This window comes from Eubacteriales bacterium mix99, assembly GCA_038396605.1.
Classification (GTDB): Bacteria; Bacillota; Clostridia; order Caldicoprobacterales; family DTU083; genus UBA4874.
Genome location: CP121690.1, coordinates 1,149,247 through 1,170,572, shown reverse-complemented (window position 1 = coordinate 1,170,572; position 21,326 = coordinate 1,149,247). Strand labels below are relative to the sequence as shown.

Here is a 21,326-nt window from a genome sequence, read left to right as displayed (position 1 = left end):
GATACCGGCATTTTAATGTTTTCCGCTTTTCGTCATGCGGAACTTCTCCTTATGATAAGATAAAGATAGATCTGTATGGAACCTATGATATCATAAATTCAGCTGTTTTTGAAAGGAAGGATTTCATGAATTGCGGGGCCTGTTCCGATCCCGGGAAAATGCCTGTTTTCTACCAAAAAGTGTATGTCATTACTGCCCAAATCCCCAGAGGCAAAGTGGCATCCTATGGCCAGATCGCTGCCCTGGCGGGAAATCCCTTTGCAGCCAGGGCCGTGGGAAACGCCATGAAGCAGGCGCCGGAAATGCTTTCCCTGCCTTGCCACCGGGTGATCCGCCAATCCGGTGAGCTTACGGGTTCCCGCTCCTTCGGCGGTACCGGCGGTCAGCGAAAGCTTCTGGAAGCGGAAGGAATTGCCTTCCGGGAAAACGGGTATGTCGATATGAAGCAGCATCAGTGGAAAACGGAAAGGTAAAATGGAGCCTGTATACCTAATTTGTCTTTTTGGCGGCAGAACCAATCTTGCAATTTATTCGTGAATGCTATATAATTTTACCAGATAAGCATCTTTTTAAGAGGGTGCTTGGGAAGCAACTGCAATAAGAGAAAATAGGAGGAATATATTATGGCATTTTCCGTTGCTTTGCAAATTTACTCCGTCCGGGATTACGCTGAGAAAAACCTGAGGAGTACCCTGCAGAAGGTAAGGGAGATAGGATACGATGGCGTTGAGTTTGCCGGATTATACGGAATGGAACCGATTGAAGTGAAACGCATGGTGGACGAGATCGGTCTGATTCCGATTTCTGCTCATGTACCCCTTGATGAAATGCTTGACGCTCCGGACAAGGTGATCGGTGATTATGCACAGATAGGATGCAGGTATATTGCCGTTCCTTATCTTAATGAAGAACGCAGGCCAGGCACCGACCGGTTTGAGGAAACCATCAGGGACATTGATTCTCTGGCCGCTGTCGCAAAGGAGCACGGCATTCAGATGCTCTATCACAATCATGACTTTGAATTCAAAAAAATAGACGGGGAATACGGACTGGATATTCTGTATCAATCCATACCGTCTGATTTGCTTAAGACGGAAATTGACACTTGCTGGGTGAATGTAGCCGGCGAAGATCCATCCGAATATGTCAGAAAATATTCCGGAAGATCTCCGGTCGTCCATCTGAAGGATTTTGTCATGAGCGGCAAGAAAAAGCCAAAGCAGATGTATGAACTGATCGGCACTGAGCCGGAAAAGAAGGAAGAGGAAACAAGCGAAGAGAACGAAGAAGAAGTATTCGGTTTTCGTCCGGTGGGATACGGTGTACAGAACTTTCCTTCTATTCTGACTGCTTCCGAAGAAGCGGGCGCAGAGTGGGTCATCGTTGAGCAGGACAAACCGGCATTGGGCAAAACCTCCATGGAATGCGCCGAAATGAGCCGGAAGTACCTCCGTGGCCTGGGAGTTTAAGAAAGAGGAAGTCCTTTTATGGAACACATCCATAGACAGGTGGCTGACTGCGGTATGAGAAGCAAGAGAGATTCGGTTGCCCTCCTGCACGATTACCGCATCACCCACCAGGCATCCTGAGGAAAAGGATGGAATAAAAGCCAGGCAAAGAACTGCCCGGCTCCTCTGTATATTTCCCTTTTAAAGTCATCCCTATGCCCATATGCTTTTTCCGTTTCTGACTCAAATTATCAGCCGGCAAGGTACGATAATTGATAATTTGATTTTATTTATTTGTTCGAATCAGCTGATTTACCTGTTCCCGCTTTTTCAGCAGCCAACGGGCGTCCTGTGGATATTCCTGAAAGGTGATTGGGTGCTCCAGTCCGTCGTCCAGCAAACGGATCACAGCATCCCGTCCGATTTTTTCCTCCAGCAAAGTCAGGGCACGTATATCCTGAAGGGCTTCATGGAACACTTCCGACCGAATGGACTCCAGAGGACCATGCTCCCCCGGATATACGATGAAGGCATCTCCGGACGGGAATGCCCCGCCTGCGTCCGTTACCCGGAAAGGATCAATGGGCCGTATGGAATACTGGGAATACCAGAAATTATAGCCCCACTGCAGAAAACCCGCTATGTGATATTTGTACAGCTGCATGCCGAGAATCCGGTTCCGGGCGGAAGGAAAGCAGAAAAAGCGATTGGATACCTTCTTGTACTGGCTGCAGCAATAATACGTCCACAAATCCGGCACCTGATGCTCCAGAAAGGGTTCCAACCGGTTGGATGCCGGTATGGGCCGTTCCACCAGTCCGTCTTCATAAAAGGAATAGTCGGACAGGGCATCCACAATGGGAAAACCGCCTAAATGCTTTTTCAGGATACGGCTTGCGTTTTCATAGGCGGCAAGGTGCTCTGCATGCGGCTCGTCCGATACATGAAACCAGCTGCTCTTCTCCAGTCCGTGTGACCGAAGAAAAGACACCAGCGCAGGCAAAAAGACATCCAGAAAATGCTCATATTCGGGTCCGGCCGCATCGGTTTCCCATCCGAAAATCCGTTTCTCCCGCCCGTTCTCCGTCGCCATGATCTTTGGAGCGTGTTCCGCTCCCCACTGGGTAAATAAATGGGAAAATTCAAAATATTTCACACCGCAGTCCAGGCAAAGATTCACCCAACGCTCCAGCCGGTCGAATCCAAACCGGTAATCACTCCCAGACTTTTGAACATCCACCAGCTGCACGGTGGGACGCTCCCCTCCCACCTCCGTATCCAGAGGCGGTGTAAAAATCGGTGTCAGGATCATATTGATACCATGTTTTACCGCATTCCGGAGATATTGTTCCACCCGTTTCCAATATGCTTCACTGAATACCTCGATCCCGTACCAAGTGGCAATGCAGTCGGTATGAAACCACATGGTATGGATCAGCGACTGCTCCGGAAGCTTCTCCCCCATGATAAGAAGATCAAAGGTCTCCGATGCCAATGTTTCTCCGGAATCCTCCGCGGCAAGCGAAAGCCGTATGGCATATTGGCCTGGCTGAACCGCCTGTTTTTGAGGATTCACAGTGACCCAGACGGACTGCCACTGCCTGGACAGGGTCAGCGGGCCTGAAAGTGGCAGCAGAAGGTCCGGGTAACGTCCCGGCCCGGTCCGCAGCACATTTTCATCATGATCCTCATAAATCGGAAAGTCCGACGGAACCGACACCACCTGCCGAAGCAGGACACAGGGTGTCAAATCCGGCTGTGTCTGCACAGCAAGGACAGCGGGCAGGTGCTCCTGTGCCGCATCAGGCCGAATCCGCAGGGCAATCTGAAAGGAATATACCTCATCCGCCAAAGCGGATCCCTTCTCCCAGCGGAAAGCAGAAAGCTCCTCATCCGGGAAAACCTTTTCCAAAGAACTCAATAGCCTGGATTCCACAATGCTGTTCATTTCAAACTCCTTTTCCTTTGTTATAGTCATTTATACTTTTATAGAATGATAGACTTAAGAACGATAAATGCCCACAAAAAACTGTTTTCCTTATTCTGTTCCTGACAGGGCTAAATGGAAAATACCAGCTCCCCGAATTTTTCCGGAATATGATAATCCACCTTCCCGGTAGGCTGCCAGGCGCTGTATTCGTCCCTGCCGTCCTTTGGCCGATCTATCCGGTATAGATTCATGCGCCATTTATCTCCGGGTTTGGGGGGAATATTGGAGGCGGTCAGGAACTCCGAAAAGGGAATTGCCATCTCCACAGTCCATACATTATCGTCCTGATACACCTGCACGGCGCTGGCCACCGTTTTCTCCACCCTGGCAAAGGCAGCCCTGCAGCCTTTCCGATTGTGTATGCTGTAATGCAGCAGCGTATTCAACGGACTGACTTCCAATTCAATGTAGGTTGTGAGATCACAGTCGTCATCCAGAAAGATCTCCACAACCTCTTCATTGAAAATTTCATCGTTGTATGCCGTCCGGACCCCGTGAATAAAATCATCCCTGCAGTCAAACGCAACATACAGGAAGGAATCATCCCACAGGAGCTTACAGCAGGTTCCCTGCCTGGGCGCCTGCCCCGTGACGGTATCCACCAGGGAAACCGCCTTTGCCTCTTTCCACACTGGCTTGTCCAGATCCCCGTTCACGGAGACCGCTTCATCGATTCTTTTGCACTCGTATCTGCTGTTCAAAATCTCACCGCTTTTTTATTTGATCAAATATCAATTTTTTCTTTCGGTGCCAAAAGCACCTTCCCTTTTTGGCTTTTGCTTATTATTTTTGCTGGCCATGCTGTCTGGTTTCCGGCTATACTTGATTTTGATTCTACCTTTGCCCTTCATTTTCCTGCCGGAAAAGGAAATTTACTCATTACGGCTGCGGATTTTGGATATCAGATCCGTCTTTTTTTCCGATCCGTTTCTTATTCTCCTCAGGGAATCGCCATGCAGGGAAAATAAAAGCACAACACCGGCCAGTGTGACGAAGCCTGCCTCTGCCCCAGACTTCAGAAAAGCCGGAATTAGAAAAAGGGATGGTATCGCCAATGCGCCAACCGCCAGATATCCGGTTACCAAAACAATGCCAAGTCCGGCCAAATTGGCCAGCAGTCCCCACAGGGGAGAAAACAGCACAAGATAGGTGCAGGTCACAGCCACGCCCTTTCCGCCCCGGAACCCATGCCAGAATGGATATCCATGCCCCAGTGCAGTGCCCACGCCTGCATAAAGAATTGCCAGAGAACCCAGGGACCGGAAGAGGACGTATCGGCAAAGAACACATGGAATAACCGTTTTAAGAATATCCCCCAGCAGGGTAATGGCAGCCCACTTAACTCCCAGTTGACCCAGGATATTGGCCATTCCCGGATTACCCGAACCGATGGCAAAGGCACTCCTTCCCGTTTTATGGTGTGCAACCCGGTCGCCCGTCAGAAAGCAGCCGCACAGATATCCAATGAAGAGGCTGAACAATCGCATATACCCGCTATCCTTTCTCCGTTTCGAAAAATAAATAAACAGAATCAAAGCAATACCCTATTTGTATTTTTCCTTTTTTCAATTATACCATAATACCATAATTCCCAAATAGAAAGCTTTGAAATTGGGTTAGCGTAAAGTTACCGTAGGGATTAAGAGTAATAAATTACCATAAGGATTGAAAAGAAGGCGACATCCTGCTAAAATATTGATCATCAACAAAAATATCAAGAAAGGGTGCCGCCTTCCATGTACAGTATACAAGATTTTAACGAATTTGCAAGAAAAACAGAAAATAAGGTAAGAGAATTTTTAAGGGAAGGTAAGGATCTGGCGGAACTGACTCTGGAGCTGCAGGAGGATCTGTTTGAACTTGGTCGGAATATACTGGTGGAGACTCTTGAGGGGATGGATGAACAACTTCGAAAGTCCGGGGTGAGGAAAAACAATTGGGAGATTGTCAGGAAAGATGAGACAGGGATCTTAACGACCTTTGGAACGATCAAGTATAACAGAACGTATTTTAAGCCAAAGAGTGGTGGCAAAAGGAAATATCTCGTTGACGAGCTTGTTGGTCTTAAGCCACATGACAGAGTGAGTGCGGATGTGGTGATCAATGTGGTGGAAGAGGCCATAGACAGCAGCTACAGGAAAGGTGGAGAAAGAGATGGACTTCTGGAGCCATACCTATACGGACTGGTCCCAGATCGAATCTCCGGCGCCTCATGGCGAACAGTCGGTGCATGGCCTGAATCTGGACTGGAAGAGGTTTGTGACTTATCAGACCATTGATTTCTTTAAAAATGAAATCGCACCTTTGAAGGAAGTGACTCCGGATATTCCGGTCACCACAAATTTCATGGGGACCTATACCGGACTGGATTACTGGAGATTTGCCAAAGAGGTGGATGTCGTCTCCTGGGACAATTATCCCATGTGGCATGGAATACAGCCGGATTGGGAGTTGGGCGCAAAAATTGGTTTTGTCCATGATATCAACCGCTCCCTGAAAGGCGGCAAGCCTTTTATGGAATCCATTAACTTAACTCTATACTACTTTTCTCACTACTGCCGGGCACATGCCATGGCTATCTCCCGGCAGGCCAAGCACAGCTTAAGGGCAACCGCCTCTCCTTTCGGGTTATTTCAACCGGAATTCATTTTTGTTGCTGTATGTTATGCGGCCGGCGTCTTTTGTTGCCGGATCAATTGAGACTCCGTGCAGGTTTGCTGTTTCCCTGTCCGAAGTATACCAATAATAAGAAAGGGTACTCCAATCAATTTCATTTGTGGTGAGGGCTGCATCCACAAATGGAATCACTGTTCCGTCCCGTACTAAAGCTATTCCGCCCCAATCACCGCCAGGAATGTTCCGATATTTCCCTCCCCGGTACTTGTTTTCCCGATCAAACAGATCCAGCCAATCTCCATCCGGAAGATATACCATCCGGGAGGTGATATGATCTTCAAAGAAAGGAGCCACCAGTATATCCTCTCCGAACATATACTGGTCTTCGATTGCGTTGCATACCGGATCCTTTGGCCATGACATGCACATGGGCTGTATCATGGGCAGTCCTTTTCGGGCCAGCAGCTGAGCCTGACCATAGATATAAGGGATCAGCGAATACCGGAATTTCATTAATTTGCGAAAATATTTCAGAAAGTCATCCGAGTAAGTCCAAGGTTCCTTCGGCGGCTGTCCGTGACATCGCATGTGCGATGTAAAAATGCCCATAAACAGCCACCGCCGGTATAAGGATTCCGGACTCTTTTTTACAAAACCTCCAATATCATGGCTCCAAAAGGTAAATCCGCTCATTCCGAAGGAGAGACCGGCCCGCAGGGTGGACAGCATGCCCATATCGGTATTTTCCGCATCCCCTCCCCAATGGAGCGGATAACGCTGACTGCCCGCCCATGCGCTTCGCGCCCAAATGATCCCGTCTCCGGTTTGCTTCTTTGTAATCTCAAAAACAGCTTTATTGTATCGCAGAGGATACAGATTGTGTTCATACAAGCCGGACTTGCCTGAATGATACTTTCCTGATAAAGGCGCGGCTTCCCCAAAATCCGCTTTGATTGCCGCAACGCCCATATCCAAAAGGTCTGCCAGCTTTTCCTGATACCAGGATACTGCGTCCGGATTGGAATAATCCAGGATAATATCGTCTGTTGGCAAAAAGCCGTCTTCGTTTTGGACGGCATAACCGCTTTTCAATAATTGCTCATAATACTTATTCTTCGGAGTGAAATAAGGAAGCTGCCACAGACTGATCCGGTATCCAGATTCTTTCAACTGCTGCACCATTTTTGCGGGATCATGAAATCGTGCCGGGGAGAATTTGTAATCGCATTGCCAGTCATGTTCAAACCACCCGGTATCGAGATGGATCACATCGCAGGGAATCTCATACTTTTTCATTTTCTGCACGACACTTCTTAATTCTGCTTCCTCCCTGTAAGAGATTCGGCTCATCCATAAACCAAAGGACCATAAGGGGGGACCTCGGCATGTCCGGTTATACCGGTATAGGCCTCCAGAATTTCTCTGTAATCACCTGTAAACAGAAATAGATCCAATATGGGATCGGCAGAGAAAACAGTACTTGCCTCATGATAAGCCTGACCAAAATCAAGCGTGACCGGCGCGCTGGTATGGATAAATACTCCATATCCCCGGGAGCTCATATAAAAAGGGACAGGCTTATACATATCCTTTGTTTCTACGCCGTGTGCATCTTTTGTCCATAGATTTATTTTCTGTCCTCTTTTGTCTAGCGAGGTGAAGCTTTCGCCGCATCCATTTAAAGAAAAATGGGCGGTAAGTGGCTCCAACTAATACTAATACGTGTAGTCACAGTTTATAACAGATCTTAGCATTTCCTATGTATCGGATGCTGTAGCGGAAGTAGCGGATTATGCACAACAATTCGGGGTTGATGTTTTGCTTGAGATGCACGGACAATTCAATTATTGGGGTTATGTCCTTTCGGCCGTGGAAAAAGCAGACAGACCGAATATCGTTCCGTAAAATCGGGCAAAGCTGAGAAATTGACGACAACGGATATTTGGACATAACAATCTTTGTTCGGGGAGTAAACCCTAAAACGTACAGAAGCGGCTCATATTTTTCATCGTATGAGCCGCTTTTTGACTGTTAATTCAGAGATACAGGAGGCACATCTGCTTGCTTATATTGAGTCAATAGAACAATTTGGTATATTCGGTCCGGGTGTCTGCAATGTGGTAAACGAATACGCTATCGTTGATCACACGGTAGATGGCGACATACTTTTTACAGATTACCATACGGTAGCCCTGTTGATTAAGCCATTTATCCGGAGTTGTGGAACCGGAATCCGGAAAGCCTTCAAGACGCTCCAGACAATCCAGGATATGGCTGCTTACTCGGATAGCAACTTCCGCATTAAACTGTACCGCATAGTAATCCTCGATTTTTTTTAAATCCTCCCAGGCGATGGGAAGAATATCTATTTTATATTTCACCAAGCCGTTCCCTCAGCTGTGCTCTGGCTTCCCCGACGCTTAAGGTTTTCGCGCCGTTTAGACGTTCCTGTTCTGCCTGCAATATTTTGGAGCGAAGCTCCAGGGTTTGTTCGCGTTTTTCAAAGGCATCCATGCTCATTAATACCATATCGCCTTCTCCATTTTTGGTGATGTAGATGGGTCCTTTACTTTCGCGGGCTAATCGGGAGATGCCGGTGTAATCATTTCTCAATGCTGCAGACGGTTTGATAATCAACTTAATCCCTCCATTCATATATCAATATCATGATATAATTATATCTTTATCTTTACAAAATGTAAAGAAAATATGCGGCTTGTTAGCGTAAAGTTACCGTAGGGATTAAGAGTAATAAATTACCATAAGGATTGAAAAGAAGGTGACATCCTGCTAAAATATTGATCATCACAAAAATATCAAGAAAGGGTGTCACCTTCCATGTACAGTATACAAGATTTTAACGAGTTTGCAAGAAAAACAGAAAATAAGGTAAGAAAATTTTTAAGGGAAGGTAAGGATCTGGCGGAACTGACTCTGGGGCTGCAGGAGGATCTGTTTGAACTTGGTCGGAATATACTGGTGGAGACTCTTGAGGGGATGGATGAACAGCTTCGAAAGTCCGGGGTCAGGAAAAACAATTGGGAGATTGTCAGGAAAGATGAGACAGGGATCTTAACGACCTTTGGAACGATCAAGTATAATAGAACGTATTTTAAGCCAAAGAGTGGTGGCAAAAGGAAATATCTCGTTGATGAGCTTGTTGGTCTTAAGCCACATGACAGAGTGAGTGCAGATGTGGTGATCAATGTGGTGGAAGAGGCCATAGACAGCAGCTACAGGAAAGGTGGACAAGAAGAGGGATGTCAGGATACTGTATGTTGAAGCAGATGAAGATCATGTTTCCCTGCAGGGAGAAGACGATAAAAGCAAGATAGCTATGCCCAGGCTGGTTTATGTTCATGAAGGCGTAGATCCCGAAAAAAGCAGCCAAACAAGGACCAGGCTTAAAAACGTTAAATATTTTGGCGGCATGTATGATGAGAGTGAGGATCTGTGGCTGGAGGTCATAGGATATATAGACAAGCAGTACAACATGGATTTCATTGAAACCATATACCTTTCCGGGGATGGGGCATCATGGATTAAGGCCGGGCTTGACTGGATTCCCAAAAGCAAGTTTGTGCCGGACAATTTTCATCTTAAGAAATATATGATAACTGCGACTGCACACTTAAACGATGGAGACATCTATCAGGAGTTGAAGGATGCATTGGATTGGCCGGACAAGGACATGGTCAAGGATGTTTTCAAGAAGATCCTCAAACGAACGGTTTCCAAAACGAAGAGGAAGGCAGTTAAGGATGCCAGACGGTACATATTGAATAACTGGCATGGAATAGAGATAAAGGCTGATAAGGGCCATGAACTGATAGGATGCAGTGCCGAAGGTCATATAAGCCATGTGTTTTCAAGCAGGCTAAGCAGCAGGCCTAAGGAATGGTCTGAAAAAGGTGTTGCCAGGATGTCCAAACTTATCGTATATAAGAAAAATGGCGGCAGGATCTATGACCTGGTTATGGCACAGAAGCTTAAGGAGAAGGAGAACAGGAAACATGAATTGCAGGATGAGTTAATCAAAGAAGTAAGGAAATCATCAGAAAGCAGATATGCTGGTTCATGGAGTAGCAGCCCAACTGTAATTACCATGGGGAAAAAGACAGGGCTGTTTAATGAGATGAGGAGTATGGCCGGAATACGCTATTAGGCCCTCCATAAAGCTCGTTATGGCGTTTTTGTTCTTCGTAAGGAGAAATAATAGCCGGGACGACATAGATCAAGCGTTTATGCCGCGAAAGCTGCTTGATAACGAGAAGTCGGTGTGGTAGCATTGAGGTACGGCAGCAACCGCTCCAAAGCCTATCCCGCTGTTAGAGATGGCTGCTGCCGTCATCTGCCGTAAGCCACACCGGCAGAGGCTCGTTGTCAAGCAGATCGTGGAATAAATGCGGCTGGCAAGATTGATTGCTGTTAAAATTAATGAAATCAATCAAGGCCACTGTTGCTAGTAAGAATATTTCAGGATGTCTCTATTCTTTCTTTCCCTACAGTAAATTGACGCTATCTGAAATTGGTATTGGATTGCAGCAAAAGGAATCCGGTGCTATAATAGGTGAAAAGGCATATAGGACTGCTGGGGGAGCCATGGCTGAGAGGATTTCGATCCACCCTTTGAACCTGTAGGTTAATACCTGCGTAGGGAAGCTGTTATGCATACTGTGTCTGAACAGACACCAGAACCTGCAAGGCAGAAAAAGCTTCTTTTTCTGCCTTTTTATTTTTGCGGTTTCCATCGTTATTTGGTTCCTGTTTTATGATTCCTTCTTTCAGGACCATAATGTGATCTTTCCCGGTTTTATATGTACAAATATCTTGGGAGGAACTATTCATGCCAAAATCTTTATCCGACGTATTTGGAAAATTCGCAGAATTTACTCCAGGTACCATTATCATTCTTATTCTGCTCGCCTTTGTGGGAATTGGCGGAATCATTCTTCTGCGCAAAAGCAGGAATGTGCATTTTACCACACGCATGCTGGTCTATGCCAGTGTATGCATTGCCCTGTCCTTTGTATTATCCTACATCCGGCTGTATCGTTTGCCGCAGGGCGGGAGCATCACTCCGGGCAGTATGCTGCCCATTATGATATTCGCTTATATCTTCGGACCGGTTCCCGGAGTGCTGGCCGGAATCGCCTATGGGTTTCTCCAGTACATCCAGGGCGGTTCCATCATACACTGGATCCAGTTTATCATGGATTATCCCGTTGCCTTCGGGCTCCTGGGGCTGGCCGGTCTGTACCGGAAGAACCTTGCCGTCTCCTGCATCATCGGGGTTTTCGGCAGATTTTTAATGCACTTCCTGACCGGAATTGTATTTTTCTCCCAGTATGCCGGGGGGCAGCCTGCCGTCCTGTATTCCCTTGGGTACAACGGCAGCTATCTGCTAGCGGAGTTGATCCTCTGCATGGTTCTCGCTTCCCTTCCGCAGATTCGCAACATGGTCCGCTCCCTTCAGAACGACTACCAGAGGAATTGAAACCCAAAACGTGTAATCTAGGTAGAAGCGGAACAGCAAACAAAAAGCGGTCACAGTACGGACCGCTTTTTTCATTCATGAAAATATATCATTGTACATATTTTGCTGTCAAAAAGCATTGGATTATTGTCACAAATACGTATAAACATCTTATCCCGTTTATACAAATTGATTCATTTCAGTTGCAGGTGCTTCCTTTCCATAGTAAAATGAAAGAACTGACTTGTATAACAGAAAGGAAGGTCTTATCTTGCAAAGCTCATTTCCTGGGAAGGTGAAATCAAAATTCAAACCAGATGCTGAATCACTTAAAACATGGCGGGAAATTTTATCTATTACCTGGCCAGCATTTATCGAACTTGTGATGTCCACCCTGTTCGGCATGGTGGACATGATCATGGTAGGCAGGGTCAGCTCTGCCGGGCTCGCCGCCATCGGGCTTACCCACCAGCCTTTTATGCTGCTGAATGCCGTCTTTGCTGCTGTCAATACCGGTACCACCACTCTCGTGGCATGGAATATTGGTGCCGGCAAAAAGGAAAAAGCCTCCGTTGTGGCGCGTCAGGTCCTGACTGTCAATCTAGTGCTGGGCATCGCTTTAACCGCTGTTGGAATCGGTTTTGCACGCCCCATTATCAAATTCATGGGAGGAAACAGCGACACCATGAAAATGGGCGTGGATTATTTTACGATCGTCGTCTCCGGGTTGGTATTTCTGGCCTTTAATTCCGCAGTGACGGCCGCCCTGCGCGGCGCAGGGGAGACCAGACTGCCCATGATGTACAACATCGGCGCAAACCTGTTCAACGTCTTCGGAAACTGGGTACTGATCTATGGAAAACTGGGGTTCCCGGCAATGGGAGCTGCCGGAGCCGCCCTGTCCACAACGATTTCCAGGCTTTTATCCTGTGCCGTTGCCTTATATGTTCTTTTCTCTAAAAGATCCATTTCCGTTCTGTCAACTCCGCTGCGGGACGGCTTTCATCCGGATTATGAAATCATCCGGAAAGTCTTTTCCATCGGCTTTCCCGCAGCGCTGGAACAGTTTATCCTGCAAAGCGGACTGATGCTGTTTGTGCGGACCGTATCCGGTCTGGGAACCGCCGAATTTGCCGCCCATCAGATCGGCATGAACATCAACGGGCTTACCTTCGCTCCCAGTATGGCATTCGGCGTCGCCGCCACCACTCTGGTCGGCCAGAGCCTGGGGGCCAACGATGAGGAAATAGCGGAGAAGTACGCAAGTCAGGTTCATCACATCGCCATAGGCGTTGCGTGTCTGATCGGGATGATCTTTATTTTGTTTTCCCATCCCATGTCAAGGATCTATACCGAAGATGAAAATATCGCCCACATGGCAGGCACGGTCCTGAAAATCGTTGCCCTGGGTCAGCTTGGTATGCCGACACAGCTCTGCCTTGCCGGTGCGCTGAGGGGAGCCGGGGATACGATCTATCCCCTGATTGCATCGGCTTTCGGTATATGGGTTTTTCGGGTAATCGTCGCGCATTTCTTTGTCAGGGTATTTGGTTGGGGACTGATCGGCGCATGGGCAGCCCTTGTTCTGGATCAGTATACCCGGGCTGGTATTGTATATGCCCGTTACCGCTCCGGCAAATGGAAATATATGAAATCCCGCACCGGCGAAGTCCCCGGCGATCTGCGGGCATAGATCCGGAAAGACAGAAATCAGGACAGCAGCTCCTCCAGAAGAACCCTGGCAAGATTGGGGTTGGCCTTGCCCCGGCTCGCCTTCATGATCTGTCCCATTAAAAAACCGATGGCCTTTGCGCTGCCCTTTTTGTAATCCTGCGCTGCATCCGTATTCCGGGACAACACGCCCCGGATTATTTTTTGCAGCTCCGCCGGATCGCTGATTTGGGAAAGGCCCTTTTCCCGGATAATCTCTCCCGGCGCCTTCCGGGTAACAACCATTTCCATAAGGACATCCTTCCCGGTATTCCGGCTGATCCGGCCCTCCCCGATCTTTTGAATCAGGTCCGCCAGATAACGGCTCTTCACCGGGATTTCCCGGTTTCCGGCCTCCTTGCGGATCCGCAGCAGCTCATACAGGATCCAGTGGGCTGCCTCCCTGGAGTCAACGCCAAAGCCAACGACTTCCTCATAGTAACCCGCCAGAGCTTTTTCACCGGTCAGGAGTCCGGCCTCATAAGGGTTCAGACCATACTCCCGCAAAAATCGTTCCTTTTTCTGCTCCGGCAATTCCGGAATCCCGTTTCGCATCGGACACAGCAGGGAACGGTCAAGAAAAACAGGGGGAAGATCCGGATCCGGGAAATATCGGTAATCCTGATTCCCTTCCTTGGAACGCATGGTCACGGTCCGACCCCTGCCGTTATCCCAGCGTCTGGTTTCCGGAAGGATGCTGTCCGGGCCCCCAGAGCAATATTGTTTCTTCTGCCGTTCCCCTTCTGCGGCAAGGGCCCTTTGAATCTCCCGAAAAGAGTTCAAATTCTTGATCTCCACCTTCGTGCCGAAATCTGTCTTCCCCATTTCCCTTACGGAAAGATTGACATCACAGCGCAGGGATCCCTGCTCCATCCTGCAGTCCGATACTTCCGTATATTCCAGGATGGATTTCAGCGCTTTCAGAAAGGCAACCGCCTCTTCCGGAGAACGCATATCCGGCTCGGTTACGATTTCAATCAGCGGCACCCCCGCCCGGTTATAGTCCAGAAGGGTCACCGTCTCGCCTTCCGGATGAATCAGCTTGCCCGCATCCTCTTCCAGATGAATCCGGGAGATACCGATCCGATGGGTCCGGCGCGTCCCGTTCGGTCTGTCCTGCCCGGTTTCGATATCCAGATATCCGAACTCACAGAGCGGCAGGTCATACTGGGTGATCTGATAAGCCTTTGGAAGATCCGGATAAAAGTAATTCTTCCGGTCGAATCGGCTGACCCGATTAACAGAACAGTGCAGGGCGGTCCCTGCCCGGGCCGCCAGCCGCACCGCCTCCTTATTCAGCACCGGCAGGGTGCCCGGCAGTCCCATGCAGACCGGGCAGGTATTTTCATTGGGCCGGTTGCCAAACCGGGTGGAGCAGGAGCAAAAGATTTTGGACTTTGTATTCAGCTCTGCATGGATTTCCAGACCAATGACTGTTTCAAACAAATGGTTCCCATCGGCCGGTTGAGATCCCTTCACTTTTTGCTTCAATCCCGTTTCCCTCCCCACATTAAGTTGTCCCCATTTTTCCCTTCCAGCGATGTATTCGGCGGCCTGTTCCTGCCGGAGAGTCCGAACTCCCTTTCCAGAAGACTTGCCGCTGAGAACAGCTTGTTTTCCTCAAAATGATTGGCGGCCAGCTGCACCCCGATGGGCAGGCCGGATCGGCTGAATCCACAGGGAAGAGAGAGAGCCGGGACCCCCGCAATATTCATTGGTACGGTATGGATATCTGCCAGGTACATTTCCAGCGGATCACTGTGCTGTTTCCCGATATCAAAGGGAAGCGTCGGTGTGGTGGGCAAAAGAAGAAGATCATATTCCTGAAAGGCTTTCCGAAAGGCCGCCCGGATTTTATCCCGCAGAAGCATCGCCTTTTGATAGTAGCCCTGCTCATACCCGGAGGACAAAACACAGGTCCCCAGCAGGATCCTTCTCTTGGTTTCCCAGCCAAAACCCTCCGACCGGGTACGGACCATCAGCTCCTCCAGATTATTGTAATCCTTTGCCCGGATGCCGTACCGGATCCCGTCGTACCGTGCCAGATTCGAGCTTGCTTCCGCCGAGGAAAGGATATAATAGACGTTCATTCCCATATCCCACACCGGCAGGGAGATTTCCCGGACCGTGGCTCCCAGCTTTTCAAAAAGCCGGCCGCACTCCCGGACAGATTCCTCAATCTCCGGATGAAGCCCATGCCGGAAACATTCCCTTGGCAGGCCAATCTTCCAGCCCCGTATTCCCTGATCCGGCAGACAGAACGGGAAAGAAGGCGCTCCAGCCGCATCCGACTGCATGCTGGTGGAGTCATTGGGATCCTGGCCCTGCAGTAGCTGAAACGCCAGGGCACAGTCCTTTACATTGCCGGCAATGGGCCCGATCTGATCCAGGGAAGACGCAAAAGCCACCAGCCCATATCGGGAAACACTGCCATAGGTCGGCTTCAGCCCCACCACGCCACAGAAGGCGGACGGCTGACGAATGGATCCACCTGTATCGGAGCCGATGGCCAGCGGTGTAAATCCGGCAGCCACGGCAGCGGCCGAGCCCCCGGAGGAACCCCCCGGTACTTTTGTAATATCCCATGGGTTCCGGGTCGTTTGAAAAGCGGAGGTTTCCGTGGAGGATCCCATGGCAAATTCATCCAGATTAGCTTTCCCGATCAGGATGGCGCCCGCTTCCTTCAACTTTTTTACTGCCGTTGCATCATAGGGGGGAATAAAGTCCTCCAGCACTCTGGAAGCACAGGTGGTCCGGATTCCTCTGGTACAGATGTTATCCTTGACGGCAACGGGGATGCCCGCCAAAGATCCGGTCTTTTCCCCTCTGCTCCTCTTTTCGTCCAGTTCCGCTGCCTTTTGAAGTGCTGAATCGTCACAGACTGTCAGAAAGGCGCCGATTGTTCCGTCCAGTTCCCTGATCCGCTCCAGATATTCTGTGACAATCTCCTGTACGGAAAAACGTTTGTCACGATATCCTTTTTGAATCTCATCGATTGTCATTTTTTCTCCTGTTCCAAAACCTTCGGTACCACAAGGAATCCATTCCGCATCGGTTTGGCATTCCGGAAAAGCTCCTGCCGGCTGCCAAAGGGTTTCACTTCGTCTTTGCGAAGGACTGACTCCCCGGCGGGCTCCGGTTTTTCATCCATCATCTTTGAATATGCCCCGCTGATGTTCTCAAAATGATCGAATATTTTCTGAAATTCCTCTGCAAGCCGGGTTGTTTCCTCCCCGGAAAACTCCAGTTTCGCCAGTCCTGCAAGATATCGAATAGTATTTTCATCCACTTTCACAAAAACTCCTCCTTCTTCCTTCTCATCCCTGGTATTCGCCAAAAAAACTTTTCCCATCCTTTCTCATATTAATACACCCGGATAAATACCATTACTTTTCCATATTTTGGTACACCATAGTTTGACATTTGGGCCAAAATCTATTAAGGTAAGGTTATACTGATCACAGCATATCTGTAAGGCATCTGAGCGAGGAAAGATACAAGGGGGAAAGTTTGGAAGCATGAAAGGAAACGGATGGCATAAGAATAGTTTGAGGTACATCATTTTATTGATCATGGCCCTGGGAATCCCGTTCCCTATGGGAGGGCTTTCTTATCTGGAACATCCGGATATCACCACAGTGGACCAATGGGTCCTTCCTGGCAATGCGGTGAAACCGCTGGATTTTATATCGGAGGAGAGCGATGCGGTTTCCAACGCCATATCTTTCCGGAACACTCCGGACACCAGCCAGCCGGGAGAGCAGGATATCATACTGATCATAGGGGACAGCAGCAAAAGATATGTGGAAAGGAAGGCAAAGCTTACCGTGCTGGATGCCCGGAACACGGTAAGCATGGAAGCAGGGCCGTTCCCCCTGGATGTGACCATTGATGACTTTCTGGGAGATACCCATTATGACGCCTCCCTGATTACAGATACTTCCGCCATGGACCCTGCAAAACCGGGGACCTACCCAGTGAAACTGAAAATAGACGGACGAGTCCTGGATGCAGACATTAAGGTGGTGGACACCACTCCGCCGACTGCAAACACGATGGAGGATGCAACCATATGGATCGGGGATGAGCCGAAAGCGGAAACCCTGGTAAAGGATATTGCAGATGCCACTGCGGTAACCGTCCGTTTCAGGGAAGAATACGACTTTACAACGGAAGGGGAACAGCAGGTGGCCCTGGTACTGACCGATACTTCGGGAAATGAAAGCGAGCTTACGGTACCGGTAAAGATCAAAAAAGATACCGAACCGCCGGTTATTTCCGGAGCATATAACCAACAGGTTTACATCGGAGATACCGTATCCTATAAAAAAGGGGTTACCATAACGGACAACCGGGACCAGGACATAACCCTCAATGTGGACACCAGTCAGGTAAATCTGAGACAGAAAGGGATTTACCCGGTGGTGTATTCCGCGGAGGATGCCGCGGGAAACCAGGCAACAAAGGAAATCACCATAGAGGTCCGGAAAGCTGTTGTTTCGCCAAAACAGGTAGATAAACTGTGTGATAAAATTCTCAAAGAAATTACAAATCCGGGTATGAGCCAAAAGGACAAGGCATATGCCATTTATCAATGGACCAATGGAAGCATCCTTTATACCGGAGATTCGGACAAATCGGACTGGATGGCGGAAGCGTATCGTGGCATCACCAAAAAGCACGGCGACTGTTTCACTTATTTCTCCGTCTCCAAAGCACTGCTGACCAGGGCAGGCATTGGCAATCTGGATGTTACCCGAGCCGGCGGCAGGACAAGACATTACTGGAGCATGATCAACTGCGGGGATGGCTGGTACCATTTTGACTCCAGTCCCCACAATGATGGTAAGGAAACCTTTATGATGACAGACAGGGAAGTAGATAAATATACGAGGAAGCGCGGGAAGCATTATTATTCCTTTGACAAATCGCAGTATCCCAGGACGCCGGAACAATAAACAAACGACATTCCACGACACTTCAGCCCGGAGTGTCGTTTGCTTCTGTCCGTTGTTATCTTCTCAGCTGATTGGTCATTCCCCACAGTTCATCCGCCGCATGAATGCTCTTCGTATTGATCTGATAAGCCCTCTGCGTCATCAGCATATCCGTCAGTTCCTTGGTCATGTCCACCGTGGACCCTTCCAGAAATCCCTGGCGGATTATGCTGTCGTCCGTACCCGGCCGGTTCCCGGCTTCATAAATGTCTTCCGGTCTTTCAGTGAAAAATGTGTTGTCCCCATGATCGATCAACATGGCCGGATCCGTTGCATGATACAGATGGATTTTCCCAATCTCCGCAAACTGCCCGGTGACCGGATCGGAGCATGTCATATAGCCTTTCTCATCTATAATGACGTCTTTCGCCGGCCATTGGGTCAGCGGGGTAAAGAGATCCATCCGCACATGGCGTCCGGAACCATCCACCAATTGTCCACTGCCATCCACGGAAAAGGCGCCATCCCTTGTCAGGAGAGTCTCTCCGTTTTCCCCTTCCACTCCAAAAAAGCCTTCCCCCTGGATCGCCAGATCAAACGGTCTGGAAGTTTCCTGCGGTATTCCGTTGTCAAACCGGTGCTGTATGGTCTTTACCCGGCTTCCGGTGCCGATCTGCACCGGCTTTCCTGCGGCCTTCCGTGTTATGGGGGTGCCTTTGTTCCCCAGCCGGTCATACACCAGGTCTTCAAACTGCACCTCCATGGTCTTATATCCATTGGTCTGCGCATTGGCAATATTATGCGCAATGGTATCCATTTTGTTCTGAATGCTGTCCAGGCCGGCCCGTCCGGTCTGCAATATCCTGCTGTTCATTCCAACCGCCTCCCATTTTCAATTTGCCTGCAGAAACGAAAGATCCCTCGTCTTCATCCTCCTATTCATTTCTATAGTTTCCCAATTTCATTGACGGCTTTTCCCAGGGTTTCATCCATTGCCTGGGCAACTTTCTGGTTGGATTCAAAATTCCGGGAGATTTCAATCATCCGAACCAATTCCGCCAGGGAATCCACATTGGATCCTTCCAGAAAACCCTGCTTCAGCTCATAGGCCTCCCCCGGGAGGCCCTGCTCTCCGGCGGTATACAGATTATCCCCCAGTCTGTTCAGACCCTGCGGATCGGCAAATGAAACAACAGCAAGGGAAGCAGTCCGTCCATCCGGCATCGTGATCCCGCCCTGCGCATCCACTGTGATATCCTCCGTGCCCGGCAGGATGCCCTGCCCATCCGTGCCCAGAACAGGATAGCCCTGCCCGGTAATCAGCTGCCCATCGGCGTCCAGCTGAAAACTTCCGTCCCTTGTATAGGCAGTCTGTCCGTCCGGCAAACGAACGGCAAAAAATCCGTCTCCATCGATGGCAAAATCCAGAGAATTGTTGGTTTCCTGCAAAATCCCCTGCCGGTCATCCGTATAGGCACCGTCAACGGATGCTCCCGTCTCCATGCTGCCGATGCCGGTCAAATGCCTTCCCGGATGACTGGCCCGATTCAGCACATTCATCCGATGGGAGGCCGCCACAAGAATCTGCTGCTGCTTGAAGGAATTGGTCTCCACGTTTGAAAGATTCTGAGAAACATTGGCCTGACGCCTTTCCTGCACAATCATACCCATCGCGCTGGTATACAATCCACGTATCATTTGCTCTTCTTCCCCTCTCCGTTTTCTTCCGGCAACGCCCGGACCTCCTCCTCATAGATCATGCCCATGCTCCGTGCACGGGCTTCTATCTCCGCTGCGGATGGTTTCCTGCCGAGAAGAGGCCGAAGCAAAAAGCAGGTGAGAACCATTCCGATTCCGATGCCCAGAAGGATCCTTCCATCCACAGCTTTCCCGTTCACGAATCTTTTCTTTTCTGTTCCAGCAGTCCCTGTATAAATAGGATCTCCCCCTTTTCCATATGCAGGGAGGACGCCATATCCTCCACAGACTTGTTTTGTTTCCTCATATCCGCAACACGGCAGGCTGCCTCCCGATAGTCCCTATGAACCGATAATCCTTTCCCGGATGGCTTCTCCGGAAACCTTTCCTGAGACCTGGACCGGTTCCCCGTTTGTGGCTTTGACGGAACCTCCGTCTGCGACCTTGACGGAACCTCCGCCTGAGACTTTACCTGCTGCCCTGTCTGCCCCAGCCGGACAGAGATTCCGTCCAGCTTTTTCTCCACGGTTTCCATCTGTACCTTCAATTCCTGACTTGCTGCCAGCAGCCGGATCCAGTCCCCATTCTCCTGGCTCTGACTCTTCACCACTTCCCGGAAGATCCTCCCTCTGGCTCGCTTCTCCCGCAAAATGAGATACCCTCCGCACAAAATCAGGAAGACTCCGACCGACAGCAATAAATACAGCAATTTTTACCCTCCCTTGCCTTACAACGTCTTCAGATAACTTCTCAGCTTCAGCAGGATTTTCCCATGAATCTGAGAGACCCTGGACAGGGAAACTCCAAGAACTTCTGCAATTTCCTTCAAAGTCATTTCCTCTTTATAATACAGATTCAGGATCAGCTGCTCCCTTTCCGTCAGCTGGCCCATGGCTTCCACCAGTTTCTCCTTCCGTTCCTTTTCCAGGAGCCTTTCTTCCGGTGTCTGTGTGTTCTGATCCTCCAGAACCTCGATCCGTTCATACTCCCCTCCTTCTCCGGAAAACAGAATGTCCTCCAGGGAGTACTGGGAGAGATAATGAATGTTGTCTTCTATTTCATAAAGCTCCTGTCGGGAAAGGGACAGGGCTCTGCAAATTTCCTCATCCGTCGGCTCCCGCATGAGCTGCTGCCGCAAATCATTCTGTGTCTGATAGTATTGCTTGATTTTTTTCATCTTGTCTCTGGAAACTCTTCCGTTTTTCCTCATCTCATCGATAATCGTTCCCTTGATCCGCCATTTTGCGTAATGCTGGAACGGAATCCCTTTTTGGCTGTCAAAACGCTGAAAGGCATCAATCAGGCCCAGTACCCCTGTATGAATCATATCCTCTTTTTCATACTGTGTATGCGACAGACTAATCTGGTCCACGATTTTTGAGATTAACGGAAGATACTTCTGAATGGTTTTTTCCAGATCCGGCTGCTGCTCATATACCACATTCCTCATG

Annotated in this window: 20 protein-coding genes, 2 pseudogenes and 1 riboswitch; of the genes and pseudogenes, 8 read left to right on the top strand and 14 right to left on the bottom strand. The window is 49.2% G+C overall.

All coding sequences use genetic code 11. The annotated features are described in order from the left end of the window. The first annotated feature begins 125 nt into the window (after window positions 1-125). Together QBE55_04935 and QBE55_04930 are read left to right on the top strand one after the other, a co-directional pair. Window positions 126-473: an MGMT family protein gene (locus tag QBE55_04935; GenBank protein WZL79498.1), complete on the top strand. Its 348-nt coding sequence runs from the start codon at window positions 126-128 to the stop codon at window positions 471-473. Window positions 474-623: 150 nt separating this feature from the next. After that, a complete protein-coding gene (locus QBE55_04930; GenBank protein WZL79497.1) occupies window positions 624-1,469 on the top strand; it encodes a sugar phosphate isomerase/epimerase in 846 nt (281 codons plus the stop codon). A gap of 265 nt (window positions 1,470-1,734) precedes the next feature. Here the strand turns inward: QBE55_04930 and QBE55_04925 are convergent, their stop codons facing one another. The 3 genes from QBE55_04925 to QBE55_04915 form a co-directional block, all read right to left on the bottom strand. Continuing rightward, the gene (locus QBE55_04925) at window positions 1,735-3,396 is read right to left on the bottom strand and encodes a DUF4091 domain-containing protein (protein WZL79496.1); all 1,662 of its coding nucleotides are present in this window, start codon (window positions 3,394-3,396) and stop codon (window positions 1,735-1,737) included. A gap of 110 nt (window positions 3,397-3,506) precedes the next feature. Next, on the bottom strand, window positions 3,507-4,139 hold the full coding sequence (locus tag QBE55_04920) for a carbohydrate-binding family 9-like protein (protein ID WZL79495.1): 633 nt from the start codon (window positions 4,137-4,139) through the stop codon (window positions 3,507-3,509). Between the two features lie 171 nt (window positions 4,140-4,310). Continuing rightward, a complete protein-coding gene (locus tag QBE55_04915; protein ID WZL79494.1) occupies window positions 4,311-4,925 on the bottom strand; it encodes a glycerol-3-phosphate acyltransferase in 615 nt (204 codons plus the stop codon). A gap of 249 nt (window positions 4,926-5,174) precedes the next feature. Here QBE55_04915 and QBE55_04910 point away from each other — a divergent pair, with 249 nt between their 5' ends. After that, complete coding sequence (locus tag QBE55_04910; protein ID WZL79493.1) at window positions 5,175-5,717, top strand: UPF0236 family protein; 543 nt, start codon at window positions 5,175-5,177, stop codon at window positions 5,715-5,717. Then, window positions 5,599-5,961: pseudogene (locus QBE55_04905) on the top strand (beta-galactosidase). Before QBE55_04910 ends, QBE55_04905 begins: the two are co-directional and overlap by 119 nt. Before the next feature lie 105 nt (window positions 5,962-6,066). Here QBE55_04905 and QBE55_04900 read toward each other — a convergent pair. The 3 genes from QBE55_04900 to QBE55_04890 all read right to left on the bottom strand — a co-directional run bounded on the left by QBE55_04900 (window position 6,067) and on the right by QBE55_04890 (window position 8,691). Beyond that, window positions 6,067-7,404, bottom strand: a complete 1,338-nt coding sequence (locus QBE55_04900; protein WZL79492.1) for a glycoside hydrolase family 31 protein — start codon at window positions 7,402-7,404, stop codon at window positions 6,067-6,069. Between the two features lie 725 nt (window positions 7,405-8,129). Then, complete coding sequence (locus tag QBE55_04895; GenBank protein ID WZL79491.1) at window positions 8,130-8,435, bottom strand: type II toxin-antitoxin system RelE/ParE family toxin; 306 nt, start codon at window positions 8,433-8,435, stop codon at window positions 8,130-8,132. Further along, window positions 8,425-8,691, bottom strand: a complete 267-nt coding sequence (locus QBE55_04890; protein WZL79490.1) for a type II toxin-antitoxin system Phd/YefM family antitoxin — start codon at window positions 8,689-8,691, stop codon at window positions 8,425-8,427. Before QBE55_04890 ends, QBE55_04895 begins: the two co-directional genes overlap by 11 nt. Window positions 8,692-8,892: 201 nt before the next feature. On the opposite strand from QBE55_04890, the pseudogene QBE55_04885 reads away from it, so the two are divergent. From QBE55_04885 to QBE55_04875, 3 genes and pseudogenes are all read left to right on the top strand, one after another. Then, window positions 8,893-10,219 (top strand): annotated as a pseudogene (locus QBE55_04885) (ISLre2 family transposase). 418 nt (window positions 10,220-10,637) lie between these two features. Then, window positions 10,638-10,731, top strand: a riboswitch (TPP riboswitch). 169 nt (window positions 10,732-10,900) lie between these two features. Continuing rightward, the gene (gene thiT / locus QBE55_04880; protein WZL79489.1) at window positions 10,901-11,551 is read left to right on the top strand and encodes an energy-coupled thiamine transporter ThiT; all 651 of its coding nucleotides are present in this window, start codon (window positions 10,901-10,903) and stop codon (window positions 11,549-11,551) included. A 397-nt stretch (window positions 11,552-11,948) separates the two neighbouring features. After that, entirely contained in the window at window positions 11,949-13,223 is a 1,275-nt protein-coding gene (locus QBE55_04875; protein WZL79488.1) for an MATE family efflux transporter, read from the top strand. A gap of 17 nt (window positions 13,224-13,240) precedes the next feature. On the opposite strand, the gene gatB is transcribed toward QBE55_04875, so the two are convergent. Genes gatB through gatC form a run of 3 tightly spaced genes read right to left on the bottom strand, consistent with a single transcriptional unit; the run spans window position 13,241 to window position 16,535 of the window. Beyond that, complete coding sequence (gene gatB, locus QBE55_04870) at window positions 13,241-14,686, bottom strand: Asp-tRNA(Asn)/Glu-tRNA(Gln) amidotransferase subunit GatB (protein ID WZL79870.1); 1,446 nt, start codon at window positions 14,684-14,686, stop codon at window positions 13,241-13,243. 41 nt (window positions 14,687-14,727) lie between these two features. Next, on the bottom strand, window positions 14,728-16,242 hold the full coding sequence (gene gatA, locus QBE55_04865; GenBank protein ID WZL79487.1) for an Asp-tRNA(Asn)/Glu-tRNA(Gln) amidotransferase subunit GatA: 1,515 nt from the start codon (window positions 16,240-16,242) through the stop codon (window positions 14,728-14,730). Then, a complete protein-coding gene (gatC, locus tag QBE55_04860) occupies window positions 16,239-16,535 on the bottom strand; it encodes an Asp-tRNA(Asn)/Glu-tRNA(Gln) amidotransferase subunit GatC (protein WZL79486.1) in 297 nt (98 codons plus the stop codon). Before gatC ends, gatA begins: the two co-directional genes overlap by 4 nt. Before the next feature lie 223 nt (window positions 16,536-16,758). On the opposite strand from gatC, the gene QBE55_04855 reads away from it, so the two are divergent. Beyond that, window positions 16,759-18,198: a transglutaminase domain-containing protein gene (locus tag QBE55_04855; protein ID WZL79485.1), complete on the top strand. Its 1,440-nt coding sequence runs from the start codon at window positions 16,759-16,761 to the stop codon at window positions 18,196-18,198. Window positions 18,199-18,253: 55 nt separating this feature from the next. Here the strand turns inward: QBE55_04855 and QBE55_04850 are convergent, their stop codons facing one another. From QBE55_04850 to QBE55_04830, 5 genes are all read right to left on the bottom strand, one after another. Next, on the bottom strand, window positions 18,254-19,051 hold the full coding sequence (locus tag QBE55_04850; GenBank protein WZL79484.1) for a flagellar hook-basal body protein: 798 nt from the start codon (window positions 19,049-19,051) through the stop codon (window positions 18,254-18,256). A 71-nt stretch (window positions 19,052-19,122) separates the two neighbouring features. Further along, window positions 19,123-19,875 carry a flagellar basal-body rod protein FlgF gene (gene flgF, locus QBE55_04845; protein ID WZL79483.1) on the bottom strand — a complete coding sequence of 251 codons (753 nt, stop codon included), beginning with the start codon at window positions 19,873-19,875 and terminating at the stop codon, window positions 19,123-19,125. Then, complete coding sequence (locus QBE55_04840; protein ID WZL79482.1) at window positions 19,872-20,075, bottom strand: hypothetical protein; 204 nt, start codon at window positions 20,073-20,075, stop codon at window positions 19,872-19,874. Before QBE55_04840 ends, flgF begins: the two co-directional genes overlap by 4 nt. Further along, a complete protein-coding gene (locus tag QBE55_04835; protein WZL79481.1) occupies window positions 20,072-20,584 on the bottom strand; it encodes a hypothetical protein in 513 nt (170 codons plus the stop codon). The genes QBE55_04840 and QBE55_04835 overlap by 4 nt, the downstream gene beginning before the upstream one ends. Before the next feature lie 18 nt (window positions 20,585-20,602). Further along, window positions 20,603-21,325: a FliA/WhiG family RNA polymerase sigma factor gene (locus QBE55_04830; protein WZL79480.1), complete on the bottom strand. Its 723-nt coding sequence runs from the start codon at window positions 21,323-21,325 to the stop codon at window positions 20,603-20,605. Window position 21,326: the final 1 nt, after the last annotated feature.

Coding starts and splice junctions, on each gene's coding strand:
- QBE55_04910 (WZL79493.1), top strand. CDS start 5,175: ATGTACAGTATACAAGATTTTAACGAATTTGCAAGAAAAACAGAAAAT.
- QBE55_04875 (WZL79488.1), top strand. CDS start 11,949: ATGGTAGGCAGGGTCAGCTCTGCCGGGCTCGCCGCCATCGGGCTTACC.
- QBE55_04830 (WZL79480.1), bottom strand. CDS start 21,325: ATGAGGAATGTGGTATATGAGCAGCAGCCGGATCTGGAAAAAACCATT.
- QBE55_04915 (WZL79494.1), bottom strand. CDS start 4,925: ATGCGATTGTTCAGCCTCTTCATTGGATATCTGTGCGGCTGCTTTCTG.
- flgF (WZL79483.1), bottom strand. CDS start 19,875: ATGATACGTGGATTGTATACCAGCGCGATGGGTATGATTGTGCAGGAA.
- thiT (WZL79489.1), top strand. CDS start 10,901: ATGCCAAAATCTTTATCCGACGTATTTGGAAAATTCGCAGAATTTACT.
- QBE55_04900 (WZL79492.1), bottom strand. CDS start 7,404: ATGAGCCGAATCTCTTACAGGGAGGAAGCAGAATTAAGAAGTGTCGTG.
- gatA (WZL79487.1), bottom strand. CDS start 16,242: ATGACAATCGATGAGATTCAAAAAGGATATCGTGACAAACGTTTTTCC.
- QBE55_04930 (WZL79497.1), top strand. CDS start 624: ATGGCATTTTCCGTTGCTTTGCAAATTTACTCCGTCCGGGATTACGCT.
- QBE55_04935 (WZL79498.1), top strand. CDS start 126: ATGAATTGCGGGGCCTGTTCCGATCCCGGGAAAATGCCTGTTTTCTAC.
- QBE55_04850 (WZL79484.1), bottom strand. CDS start 19,051: ATGAACAGCAGGATATTGCAGACCGGACGGGCCGGCCTGGACAGCATT.
- QBE55_04855 (WZL79485.1), top strand. CDS start 16,759: ATGAAAGGAAACGGATGGCATAAGAATAGTTTGAGGTACATCATTTTA.
- QBE55_04925 (WZL79496.1), bottom strand. CDS start 3,396: ATGAACAGCATTGTGGAATCCAGGCTATTGAGTTCTTTGGAAAAGGTT.